Source organism: Micromonospora echinospora (assembly GCF_014203425.1).
Lineage (GTDB): Bacteria > Actinomycetota > Actinomycetes > Mycobacteriales > Micromonosporaceae > Micromonospora > Micromonospora echinospora_A.
This window is the reverse complement of the sequence record NZ_JACHJC010000001.1, coordinates 5,717,928-5,730,025: the sequence shown is the minus strand read 5'-3', so window position 1 is coordinate 5,730,025 and position 12,098 is coordinate 5,717,928. Positions and strand designations below refer to the sequence as shown.

Annotated in this window: 7 protein-coding genes; 4 read left to right on the top strand and 3 right to left on the bottom strand. The window is 72.6% G+C overall.

Annotation, left to right across the window (positions count from 1 at the left end; all coding sequences use genetic code 11):
- Positions 1-42 precede the first annotated feature (42 nt).
- The 3 genes from FHU28_RS25555 to FHU28_RS25545 all read left to right on the top strand — a co-directional run bounded on the left by FHU28_RS25555 (position 43) and on the right by FHU28_RS25545 (position 3,742).
- Complete coding sequence (locus FHU28_RS25555) at positions 43-1,302, top strand: DNA polymerase IV (RefSeq protein WP_184686928.1); 1,260 nt, start codon at positions 43-45, stop codon at positions 1,300-1,302.
- A gap of 115 nt (positions 1,303-1,417) precedes the next feature.
- The gene (locus tag FHU28_RS25550) at positions 1,418-1,816 is read left to right on the top strand and encodes a DUF3040 domain-containing protein (RefSeq protein WP_184686927.1); all 399 of its coding nucleotides are present in this window, start codon (positions 1,418-1,420) and stop codon (positions 1,814-1,816) included.
- Positions 1,817-2,557: 741 nt separating this feature from the next.
- Complete coding sequence (locus tag FHU28_RS25545; RefSeq protein ID WP_184686396.1) at positions 2,558-3,742, top strand: DDE-type integrase/transposase/recombinase; 1,185 nt, start codon at positions 2,558-2,560, stop codon at positions 3,740-3,742.
- A 253-nt stretch (positions 3,743-3,995) separates the two neighbouring features.
- On the opposite strand, the gene FHU28_RS25540 is transcribed toward FHU28_RS25545, so the two are convergent.
- From FHU28_RS25540 to FHU28_RS25530, 3 genes are read right to left on the bottom strand one after another with little or no spacing between them, the layout of a single operon-like run.
- The gene (locus tag FHU28_RS25540; protein ID WP_184686926.1) at positions 3,996-6,464 is read right to left on the bottom strand and encodes a transglutaminase TgpA family protein; all 2,469 of its coding nucleotides are present in this window, start codon (positions 6,462-6,464) and stop codon (positions 3,996-3,998) included.
- A 16-nt stretch (positions 6,465-6,480) separates the two neighbouring features.
- Entirely contained in the window at positions 6,481-7,779 is a 1,299-nt protein-coding gene (locus FHU28_RS25535; RefSeq protein WP_184686925.1) for a DUF58 domain-containing protein, read from the bottom strand.
- 1 nt (position 7,780) lies between these two features.
- Complete coding sequence (locus FHU28_RS25530) at positions 7,781-8,839, bottom strand: AAA family ATPase (RefSeq protein WP_184686924.1); 1,059 nt, start codon at positions 8,837-8,839, stop codon at positions 7,781-7,783.
- 395 nt (positions 8,840-9,234) lie between these two features.
- Here FHU28_RS25530 and leuS point away from each other — a divergent pair, with 395 nt between their 5' ends.
- Positions 9,235-12,075, top strand: a complete 2,841-nt coding sequence (leuS, locus tag FHU28_RS25525; protein WP_184686923.1) for a leucine--tRNA ligase — start codon at positions 9,235-9,237, stop codon at positions 12,073-12,075.
- Positions 12,076-12,098 lie beyond the last annotated feature (23 nt).

Sequence of the window (12,098 nt, the reverse complement as noted above, 5' to 3'; positions counted from 1 at the left end):
TGGCGCGGTGGGTTGTCGGACCGGCGGGCTAGCCTGGCTGACATGGGCCGCAGCCAGTCGTTGCCCCGAGGCGGTGACCCGCGCTTCGGGGCGGACGCCGACGACACCGGCTGCACCATCCTGCACGTCGACATGGACGCGTTCTACGCATCGGTCGAGGTGCGCCGCCGCCCCGAGCTGCGCGGGCGGCCGGTGGTGGTGGGCGGCGTCGGCCCGCGCGGGGTGGTCAGCTCCGCCAGCTACGAGGCCCGGCGGTACGGCGTCCGCAGCGCCATGCCCACCTCCCGCGCCCGGGCGCTCTGTCCCGGCGCGGTCTACCTTCCGCCCGACTTCACCGCCTACACCGAGGCGTCGCGGGCGGTCATGCGGATCTTCCGGGACGTCACGCCGCTGGTCGAGCCGCTGTCGCTGGACGAGGCGTTCCTCGACGTGACCGGCGCCCGCCGGCTGTTCGGGCCGCCCGCCGCCATCGCCCGGCTGATCCGCCGGCGGGTCGCCGAGGAGCAGCGGCTGACCTGTTCGGTGGGCGTCGGGCCGAGCAAGTTCGTGGCCAAGCTGGGTTCCACCCGCGCCAAACCCGACGGCCTGCTCGTGGTGCCGGCCGACCGGGTGCTGGAGTTCCTGCACCCGCTGCCGGTGTCCGCCCTGTGGGGCGTGGGGGAGCGCTCTGCCGACGCGCTGCGGCGGCTCGGCCTGCGCACCGTACGCGACCTGGCCGAGGCGCCGGCCGGCCTGCTGCGGCGGGCCGTGGGCGAGGCGTCCGCCGCCCACCTGCACGAGCTGGCGTGGGGCCGCGATCCGCGCGGGGTCTCGCCGGAACACGTGGAGAAGTCGATCGGCGCGGAGGTCACGTTCGACACCGACGTGAGCGACCCGGACGAGATCCGGCGGTCCCTGCTCGCGCTCGCCGACAAGGCCGGCGCCCGGCTGCGGGCGGCCGGGCAGGTGGGCCGTACCGTGTCGCTCAAAGTCCGTTTCGCCGACTTCCGGACGATCAGCCGCTCCCGCACGCTCCCCGTGCCCACCGACACCGCCCGGGAGATGTTCGACACGGCCTGGGCGCTGTGGGAGGCCCTCGCCCCCGGCGAGCCGGTTCGGCTGGTCGGTGTCCGGATGGAAGGTCTCGCCCCCGCGGGGGAGACCCCGCAGCAGCTCACCCTCGGTGCGCCCGAGCGTGGCTGGCGTGAGGCGGAGGCGGCAGCCGACGCGGCGGCCGCCCGATTCGGGCGGTCCGTCATAGGTCCGGCCAGTCTTCTCAGCCGTCGCGATACCCGGCCAGTCGAAAAACCGACCCGGCCGTAGGTCGTCCCGCTTTCCGACGCGCGGGGGCCCTCGTAGACTTGCGGGTAAGCAGCCGGTTGGCTGCCACGGTCTGTCGGCCCGCCCGGGCCGACCAACGTGACCGGGGAGGAGTGCCGTGCCGCTCTCGGAGCACGAGCAGCGGCTGTTCGAGCAGATCGAGCGGTCGCTTGCCGAGGACCCCAAGTTCGCCTCGGCCGTGCGCGCCAGCGACCCGCGTTTCCACGCGCGGCGTCGCGTGCTCGTCGCTGCCGGCGTGGTCGTCGTTGGTCTGGCCCTGTTGATCTATGGTGCCGTGATCAAGATTCCCGCGGTGGCCGTGGCGGGTTTCGTCGTCATGCTGGCCTCGTTGGGCTACGCGGTGCAGTCGCACCGCCGATCCCAGTCGCCCGACCTGCACGTGGTCGGCGGCACAACGAGCCGGCGTCGTCCCCGTGGCCGCAGCAGTGGCCGCCGGGGCTCCTTCCTCGACCGGATGGAGGACCGCTGGCGGCAGCGCCCGGAGGGACACCGCTGACCGCGCTCCGCCCCTGACCGGGGCGGATGTCGCGGCGACGCCCGTCGGCGCTCGCTTCGTCGTGCCCGCTCACGGCCGACTGATGTCGCCGTCCCGGTTGGCCCCGCCGTGCCCGCTGACGGCGCCGGCCGGTGTTGATCTCGCCGTGCCCGCTGATGTCGTTGGCGCCGACCGGTGTGGCGGTGGCCCTCGGCTTCCTCGCCGCGGCGTGAGTCCCGCCCCCTCCGCACACGGGCGACCATTTCGAAGCGCTGATGCCGCCACTGGCCCCGCGACCGGCGCTTCGTCAGCCGACCATCATCTCCGCGCCCCGCCCCGCCTCGCCTCGCCTCGCCTCGCCCCGCGACGGCTCAGGCAGCCCGATGTTCGCCCTCCGCGCCGGCTCGGCACCCGTACCGCCGCGGTTTCGGAGTCAGCTGTCAGCGCCCGCGACGATGCCGCCCTGGTCAGCTCGACCCTTCCCGTGATCCGCGCGACCCGTTGCCTGTTCCGGAGTGCCGGGTGACCGGCCTGGTGCCGCAGTCGGCCTCCACGGTCCAGGCTTCGCCCAGTCGACCCCTGCCGTCTCCTCATGGTCCACGGGTTTGAGACGGATCTTCCGAAGCGCGGGAACCACGAAGATCTTGGTAAGAAAGTGCCCCCATAGGGGCTGTTCAGTCCCATGACATCTGTCAGCGTTGAAGTCCCGATACATGTGTCACGTGGTAGGGATCTTGGGTCGGGTGGTATGTGCTGCCGGGCATGGCTTCTCGGCGGCATGTGATGAACCTGCTGGACGCGCAGCTGGCGGCGGGGGTTCGGGTGAACGCGGCCGAGTTCGCGCGTGAGCACGGGGTGTCGGTGCGCACGGTGTACCGGCACCGCGCACGTATCCGGGCCGAGGGTCAGTGGCAGGAACGATCCCGGCGTCCGCGTAGCAGTCCGCGGGTCACGCCGCCGGAGGTGGACGCGTGGATCTGCAAACTGCGCGCTGAACTCGGCCCGGACAACGGGGCGGACTTCATCCGAGACGCGTTGGACGATGTGCGCCGGCGCACCGACGCGTCCTGGTCGGTGCCGTCACGCTCGACGGTCAACCGGGTGCTGGCCCGACATGACCTGCTCGTGGCTACTCCGGCTAAACGACCGCGTAGTTCGTGGCGGCGTTTCAGCTATGCCCGGCCCCGCGACTGCTATCAGATCGACGCCACCGAAGTGAAACTCGCCGACGGCCGCACTGTCGTCGTCTTCGACGTCCTGGACGACTGCACCCGCACCCTGGTCGCCTGCCACGCCGCCGCCGCGGAGACCGCCCGAGCCGCGATCACCGCGATCAGACAGGCGTTCACCGCCTACGGCGTGCCGGCCATCGTGCTCAGCGACAACGGCATCGCGTTCACCAGCCGCCGGACCCGACCCGGATCAATCTCCACCTTCGTGCAGACCCTGATCGACCACGGCGCCCGCCCGATCAACTCCAGCCCCTACCACCCACAAACCTGCGGCAAGGTCGAACGCCACCACCAAACCCTCAAGAAATGGCTGAGCACCCAACCCCCACCGCAGACCCTCACCGCCCTGCAAGCACTCCTGGACACCTACCGCCGCTACTACAACACCCAACGCCGCCACAGCGCCCTACCCCGCCGCACCACACCCGCCCACGCCTGGACCCACGCACCCACCCTCGGCGGACCCACCAGCACACCCCTGCAAACCGACGCCACCCTGCACCACTGCCCCGTGGCCAGCAACGGCGCCATCGCCGTCGCCGGACACCGCACCAGCGTCGGCACCACCCACGCCGGCACCACCGTCACCGCCATCCGCGACAACAACCACGTCACCATCTACCACCCCGACGGCCAACCCATCGGCTACCTCCACCTCAACCCCGACAAGAACTACATCCCCCTCACCCCCACCCCCATGACCCACAACCCCTGACACATCTATCGGGACTTCCCGTTGACACATGTCCCGGGACATGACAGCCCCCATAGGGGCCGTTTCCTACCAAGATCTCAAAGCGCTTGGCGCTCCACGCCCTCCCGGCGGGCCGAGCAGTCGGTGATCAAGGGGTTTGCGGGTGGAATTCGGCCTCGCGGAGACACAAACTCCTTGATCAACGGGGGCGGGCGGTGGGGAGGGAGGAGGAGAGGGCCGCCCGCCGGCGGGGGAGCGCCGGCGGGCGGAACGGTCAGCGGGCCGTGCGACCCGCCAACAGGCGGCGTGGGCTCCAGCGCAGCATCTGCGTCCGGGCCTGCCCGCTCGCGGTGACGACCCGCTCCGACTGCTCGGCCAGGGCGGTGCGCCAGCGCTGCAGCACCGACGGGGGCAGCAGCGCAGCCAGGAGGCGGGTGCGGCGGTCCGCCCCGGCCGCGAGCGCGCCCCGGACCGTCCGCAGCGCCGGCTGCAACTCCGCGCCGGCAAGCGGATCCCGCGCGTACCGGGCCCGCTCCTCGGCCCGGCCCAGCAGCCGTACCCCGGTCGCGGCGTCGCCGTTCTCGGCGAGCGCCTCCCGGGCCAGCCGCTCGGCGGTCGCGCGGGGGGTTTCCGTGCGGTCCACCCGGACGTGGAAGTCGACGAGCGTGTCGAGCAGCTCGTCCCAGGCGGCGTGCGCGTCGGCGCGGGCGGACTCCGCGTCCACGCCGACGACGACCTCCCGTGTCTCGCCCCGCTGACCCGGCACCGCGAGCGCGGTCGCCGAGGGCGCCCGGACCCGGACGCGCCGGCGGCGGCGCAGGGTGGAGCGGCGCAGGCCCGGTACGGCGAACAGCGCCAGCAGCGCCAGCGCCGCCGCCAGCCACCACGGCCACACCCGGTTCTGCTCGGCCGGGTCACTCCCACCCAGGGCCAGACCCTGGTCGGTGTCCTTGTCGAGCCGGTCCGCCTCGTTCGGGCCGGCCGACGGGTCGGCCGCGCCGGGAGCGACGGTGCTGCCGGGCGACGGGGCGACCTCCTCGGGGGCGTCGGTGTCCGGCGCCCAGGCGGAGCGGACCGAGCCCTGCACGCTCGCCGCCGGGGTGGCGTCGAACGGCACCCAGCCGATTCCGTTGCCGAAGTTGACCTCGGTCCACGCGTGCAGGTTGCGGTTGGTCAGCACGTACGTGCCGCTGTCGGCCTTGCTGCCGTTGGTGAAGCCGACGGCGACCCGGGCCGGAATACCGGCGGCCCGGACCAGCCAGGCCATCGCCGCCGCGTACTGCTGGCAGTAGCCGACCTTGGTGGCGAGGAAGTCGGTGATGTCCTCCCCGCTGCTGCCGTCGCGGGTGGACAGCGAGTAGGTGAAGCCGTTCTCCACCGAGAAGTACTCGTAGATCGCGCGGACCTTGTCGTAGTCGTTCGACTTGCCCTTCACCAGCTCGTCGACGAGCTCCTCGACGGCCGGGACCGACGGCCGGTCGGTCAGCTGCCGCTTCACCTGGCTGTCCGAGGGCAGGGACGGGGCGGCGCGCAGCGCCGCCGGGCTGAACGTCGAGCGCACGTACTCGAACGAGTAGTTCTTGCCGCGGGCGTTCTCCCGGTTGGAGAAGACGATCTGCTGGCTCGAGTCGTACAGCCAGTTGCCGTTGAGGTCGTCCGCCTTCACCGGCTCGGCGTAGACCGGCAGCAGCGGCATGTTCAGGTTCTTCGACACCTCGACGGTGGCCCGGTAGCGCTGCCGCTCGACGCCACGCGGGGCGCGCTCGCTCGGGTCGGGCAGGCCGCGGGTGACCGGCCGCCCGGTCGGCACGCGCGCCTGGAAGCCGCTCGGCCGCAGGTCGTCGACCACGCCCAGGCGCAGGTAGAACGGGCTCGGCTCGCTGGTGCTGACCTTGACCAGCTCGGTTTCCTGGCTCTGGTTGAGCTGGCCGCTGAGCGCCGCGAACAGGTCGATCCGGCCCGGGCTGCCACCCTGGCCGGGCCGGCCGTTGCCCTCACCGGGCCCGGCTCCGACGTTGTTCATCAGCCCACCGGTCATCCCGGGCACGGCCAGTGGCAGCGCCACCGCCACCGCCACGCCGACCACTGCCAGCCGGCGGCCCGCCGCGGCCAGCGGCGACGCCTCCCAGACGTCGACGTCGCGTCCCTCGCCGGTGAACCGGCGGCCGAACCGGCGTACCCGGTCGACGTTGTCGGTGACCAGCAGCCACAGGTAGCCGGCGGCGCCCACCACGAACGGGGTGGCGGGGACGCTGTCCAGGTAGACCGCCACCGGCACCGAGTAGATGGCGAGCATCGGCAGGCCGGCCAGCGCCGGCCGGCGCAGCCCGACCGAGAGGACGTCCACCACCACGGCGACCGCGCCGATGCCGAGCACCGCGAGGAACAGCAGCGAGTCGACGTCGGGCACCTTCACGCCGTACGAGCGCATGTCCTCCAGCGACGTCTGCATCAGCTCGCCGAAGTGGGCGAACGTGCCCGGGGTCGGGATGAACGCGAGCAGCTCGGTGCCGCCCGGGAAGATCCACGTCAGGCCCAGGGTCAGGCCGGCCAGCATCGCCAGCACCTGGCCCCACAGCGGTGCCCGGGCCAGCCGGCTCAACGCGGCCGAGCCGGCCACCACGGCGACCACGATGGTGGCCTGGATCAGCCACGTCCAGCGTTCGAAGATCGCCGACAGCGGGGCCGCCGCCAGCAGGGTCGCCGCCGCGGCGACGAACCCGATGTTGCGATGGGGGGTCACGGGAGCTTCCTTCCGGTCATCGCATGCCTCCGGCGACCGTCTCGGCCAGGGCCGCCCGCAGCGCGAATCCCTGCGATCCGCGCCCGGCCTGCGGCCACAGCGCCGGCAGACGGCTGCCGTGCTCCACCCCGATGACCCGCCAGCTGCTCTGCAGCAGCGCGAGCGCGGCGGCGCCGTGCGCCCGTTCCGCCTCGGTGCGGGCCTTCGGCGGCAGGTTCAGCCAGGTGTTGCTGTCGAGCAGGAACGCCACGCAGGTCGCGCCGTTGCCGCGCAACCCGGCCAGCAGCTCCGCCTCGGCGGCGCCGAGCGTGCCGAGCAACGCGATGATCAGGCCGCCGTCGGCCCGCTGCCGGACCTGCTGCACCAGGGTGGTGATCTCGCCGCGCCGGTCCAGGTGCACGTCGGCGAGCTGGTCCAGGAGCAGGCCCTCGCCGCCGGCCTCGGTCGCCGCGACGTCGGCGCCGTTGCCGGTGACCAGGCGCAGCTTGTAGCCGGCCTGGCGCAGGTGCACGGCGATGCTGGCGGCCGCCGAGACCGCCCACTCGAAGCTCGCCGTCGGCCCCTCGCCCCGGTGCCCGCCGGCCCGGGTGTCCAGCACCACCGTGGCGCGGCTCTCCCACGGCTGCTCCTCGCGGCGCACCATCAGCTCGCCGGTGCGGGCGGTGGACTTCCAGTGCACGCGGCGCAGGTCGTCGCCCATCCGGTACTCCCGGGTGGCGGCGTCGTCCTCGCCGTGCACCGCCACCGAGCGGGCCCGGCTGTCGCCGCTGCCGGCGTACTCACCTGGTAGCCGCACCGCCGGCAACGGGGTGACCTGCGGAATCACCGTGAGGTGGTCGGTGCTGGGGAACGAGCGGGTCAGCTCGCACAGCCCGAACGGGTCGGTCAGCCGGATCACCAGCGGGCCCACCTCGTACCGGCCGCGCACGTCCGCCCGGACGGTGTACGCCACGGAGCTGGCCTGGTGCGCGCCGAGCCGCTCCAGCACCACCCGGGGGCGGCTGCCCAGCGCGTACGGCAGGCGGTCCTCCAGCAGCAGCGTGCCGGTGGGCAGCCGGGACAGGTTCTGCAGCCGCAGCACCACCCGGGAGCTGGCCCCGACCGGCACCCGGTGCGGCTCCAGCGACCGGTTGCAGGCCAGCTTGTACCGGCTGCGCCCGACGTACGCGGCGGCCAGCAGCGGCAGCACGGCGAGCAGGACGGCCACCCGGAGCAGGTCCTTCTCGCCCAGGATGCCGGCGGAGATCGCGGCGGCCACCGCGGCCGCCAGGAAGGAGCGGCCGCGGGTGGTCAGCCCACGCAGGCCGTCACGCACGTCACGGCCTCCGCGGCTCGTACGGCCCGCGGCCGTTGCCGTTGCCGCTGCCGGGCCGGGTGTCGTACGGCGAGCGCTGCCGGTCGTGCGGCAGCGGCAGGCGGTGCACCAGCTCGGCGACGATCGCGTCGGTGGTGCGCCGGGCCAGCTGGGCGTCGGCGGTCGGGATGATCCGGTGCGCCAGCACCGGCACCGCGAGGACCTGGAGGTCGTCCGGCAGCACGTAGTCGCGACCCTCCAGGGCGGCCACCGCGCGGGCGGTGCGCAGCAGCTGGAGCGTGGCCCGCGGGGACGCCCCCAGGCGCAGGTCCGGCGCCTCCCGGGTGGCGGTGACCAGGTCGATCGCGTACTGCTTGACCGCCTCGGCGACGTGCACCTGCCGGACGTGGCCGATCAGCCGGCGGACGGTGGCCGCGTCGGAGACCGGGCGCAGCGCCGACAGCGGGTCGGTGGCCCCGTGCCCGTCGAGCATGGCCAGCTCCGCCCGCGGGTCGGGGTAGCCCATCGCGATGCGGGCGGTGAACCGGTCCCGCTGCGCCTCGGGGAGCGGGTACGTCCCCTCCATCTCGATGGGGTTCTGCGTCGCGATCACCATGAACGGCGTCTGCAGCTGGTAGGTGACGCCGTCGACGGTGACCTGCCGCTCCTCCATGCACTCCAGCAGCGCCGACTGGGTCTTCGGCGAGGCCCGGTTGATCTCGTCGCCGACCACCAGGTTGGCGAAGACCGCGCCGGGGCGGAACTCGAAGTCGTGCGTCTCCTGGTTGTAGACGCTGACGCCGGTGACGTCGCTGGGAAGCAGATCGGGGGTGAACTGGATCCGCCGGACCGAGCAGTCGATGGAACGCGCCATCGCCTTGGCGAGCTTGGTCTTGCCGACGCCGGGCACGTCCTCGATGAGCAGATGGCCCTCGGCCAGCAGCACCGCCAGGGCGAGCCGGACGGTGGCGGTCTTGCCCTCGATGACCTGCTCGATGTTGGCCACGATGGCCTCGCTGGCGGCACGGAACTCGTCGTGCGGCAGCAGACCGCCCACCTCGTCCCAGGTCTGTTGTGTCACGGGCCTCCTCCTCGTCGCCTGGACGGCAGCTCTGTATAGAGCACCTGGACCCGCCGTTGGGTTCGCGACGCCGAGCCTCGTCTGCCGCAGTAATCTCACTGGCCTCTCAGGCTAACCATGTTTGTCGTTATCGCCGACTCCCGCAGGTGGTCGGTCGGTTACGCCCGGAATATTCGCCGGACCGGGGGATCGGCCGCCGACCCGGAACGGGCGCGCCGGCCGGCCGACGGGCGAGGTACACTGCCGTGCATGGCCGGGTTCTTCCTGCTTCTTACCGAGCCGTGTTGATGCGCTGAACGCGCGACAGCACGGCCGCCCCTCCTGCGCGAGGGGCTTTTTTGTGCCCGCAGCAGACCTCCCATATTTTTCGAATTGATCCGCGCCGAGGAGACGCCATGAGTGAGGCAGCCGCACCGGCGACCGACATTCCCCCGTTCCGGTACACCGCCGCCCTGGCCGACGAGATCGAACACCGCTGGCAGGACGTCTGGGAGCGGGACGGCACCTTCCACGCGCCGAACCCGACCGGCCCGCTGGCCGACCCGGGTCATCCGCGCGCGGGCGCCGAGAAGCTGTACGTGCTGGACATGTTCCCGTACCCCTCCGGCGCCGGCCTGCACGTCGGCCACCCGCTGGGCTACATCGGCACCGACTGCTACGCCCGCTACCAGCGGATGGCCGGGCGCAACGTGCTGCACGCGATGGGCTTCGACGCGTTCGGCCTGCCCGCCGAGCAGTACGCGGTGCAGACCGGCACCCACCCCCGGACCACCACTGTGGCGAACATCGAGCGCTACCGGGCGCAGCTGCGCCGGCTGGGGCTGGGCCACGACGAGCGGCGCTCGGTGGCGACCATCGACACCGAGTTCTACCGCTGGACCCAGTGGATCTTCCTGCAGGTCTTCAACTCCTGGTACGACGCGGACGCGCGCAGGGCCCGCCCGATCGCCGAGCTGATCGCCGAGTTCGAGGGCGGCACCCGCGCCACCCCGGACGGGCGGCCGTGGGCCGAGCTGACCGTGGGGGAGCGGCGGAAGATCGTCGACGACCACCGCCTGGCGTACGTCTCGGAGGCGCCGGTGAACTGGTGCCCAGGGCTGGGCACGGTGCTGGCCAACGAGGAGGTCACCGCCGACGGCCGCTCCGAGCGCGGCAACTTCCCGGTCTTCAAGCGCAAGCTGAAGCAGTGGATGATGCGGATCACCGCGTACGGGGACCGGCTGCTGGAGGACCTGGACACGCTGGACTGGCCGGAGCCGATCAAGCTGCAGCAGCGCAACTGGATCGGCCGGTCGACCGGCGCGCACATCGACTTCCCGACCGACGCGGCGCCGGTGCGCGTGTTCACGACCCGGCCGGACACCGTCTTCGGCGCCACCTACATGGTGCTGGCGCCCGAGCACGAACTGGTCGACGTGCTGACGCCGGCGGCCTGGCCGGAGGGGACGAAGGACGCCTGGACCGGTGGGCACGCCGGTCCGCGTGCGGCCGTCGAGGCGTACCGGAAGGCCGCCGCGGCCAAGACGGACGTGGAGCGGCAGGCGGACAGCAAGGAGAAGACCGGCGTCTTCGTCGGCGCCTACGCGACGAACCCGGCGACCGGCGGGCAGATCCCGATCTTCATCGCCGACTACGTGCTGGCCGGGTACGGCACCGGCGCGATCATGGCGGTGCCCGCCCAGGACGAGCGGGACTGGGACTTCGCCGAGGTCTTCGAGCTGCCGATCGTGCGGACCGTGCAGCCGCCGGAGGGCTTCGCCGGCAAGGCGTACACCGGGGACGGCCCGGCGATCAACAGCGCCGCGCCGGAGCGCGGCATCGACCTGGACGGCCTGGGCGTGGCCGACGCCAAGGCCCGCATCATCGAGTGGCTGGAGGCGAACGGGCACGGCGCCGGCGCGGTCACCTGGCGGCTGCGCGACTGGCTGTTCTCCCGGCAGCGCTACTGGGGCGAGCCGTTCCCGATCGTCTACGACTCCACCGGTGCGCCGATCGCGCTGCCCGAGTCGATGCTGCCGGTCGAGCTGCCCGAGGTGGAGGACTTCTCGCCGAAGACGTTCGACCCGGAGGATGCCGACAGCAACCCGGAGACCCCGCTGTCGCGGCGGCGCGACTGGGTGGAGGTGGAGCTGGACCTGGGTGACGGGCCCAGGCGCTACACCCGCGAGACGAACGTGATGCCGCAGTGGGCCGGCTCCTGCTGGTACGAGCTGCGCTACCTGGACCCGACCGACTCGCAGCGCTTCGCCGACCCGGAGAACGAGGCGTACTGGATGGGCCCGCGCCGCGACGGCGACTGCGGTGGCACCGACCTGTACGTCGGCGGCGCCGAGCACGCCGTGCTGCACCTGCTGTACGCGCGCTTCTGGCACAAGGTGCTGTACGACCTGGGCCACGTCTCGTCGTTCGAGCCGTTCCGCCGCCTGTTCAACCAGGGCATGATCCAGGCGTACGCGTTCGTCGACCCGCGCGGCGCCTACGTGCCCGCCGAGGAGGTCGTCGAGGTCGACGGCCGCTGGTTCCACGGCGAGACCGAGGTCCGGCGCGAGTACGGCAAGATGGGCAAGTCGCTGAAGAACGTCGTCACCCCGGACGACATGTGCGCGGCGTACGGCGCGGACACGTTCCGGGTGTACGAGATGTCGATGGGCCCGCTGGAGGTGTCCCGCCCGTGGGAGACCCGGGCGGTCGTCGGCTCCTACCGGTTCCTGCAGCGGGTCTGGCGCACAGTCGTCGACGAGCAGACCGGCCAGCTGTGGGTCACCGACGCGCCGGCCGACGAGGCGACCCGGCGGCTGCTGCACAAGGCGATCGACGGGGTCCGCGCCGACATGGACGGGATCCGCTTCAACACCGCCATCGCCAAGCTGATCGAGCTGACGAACGGCCTGACCCGGCTGGCGGAGACCCCGCGTGAGGTGGCCGAGCCGCTGGTGCTGATGGTCGCTCCGTTCGCCCCGCACATGGCCGAGGAACTGTGGCGCAAGCTGGGCCACGAGACCTCGCTGACGTACGCGGACTTCCCGGTCGCCGACCCGGCTCTGCTGGTGGCCGAGTCGGTCACGTACCCGGTGCAGGTCAACGGCAAGGTCCGGGGCCGGGTCGAGGTGCCGGCCGACGCGACCGAGGAGACCGTCCGCGCGGCGGCGCTGGAGGCGGTCGCCGGCGCGCTGGCCGGCAAGGAGCCGCGCAAGGTGATCGTGGTGAAGGGCCGCATGGTCTCGGTCGTCGCCTGACCGGTGCCGGCATGCCCGTGGTA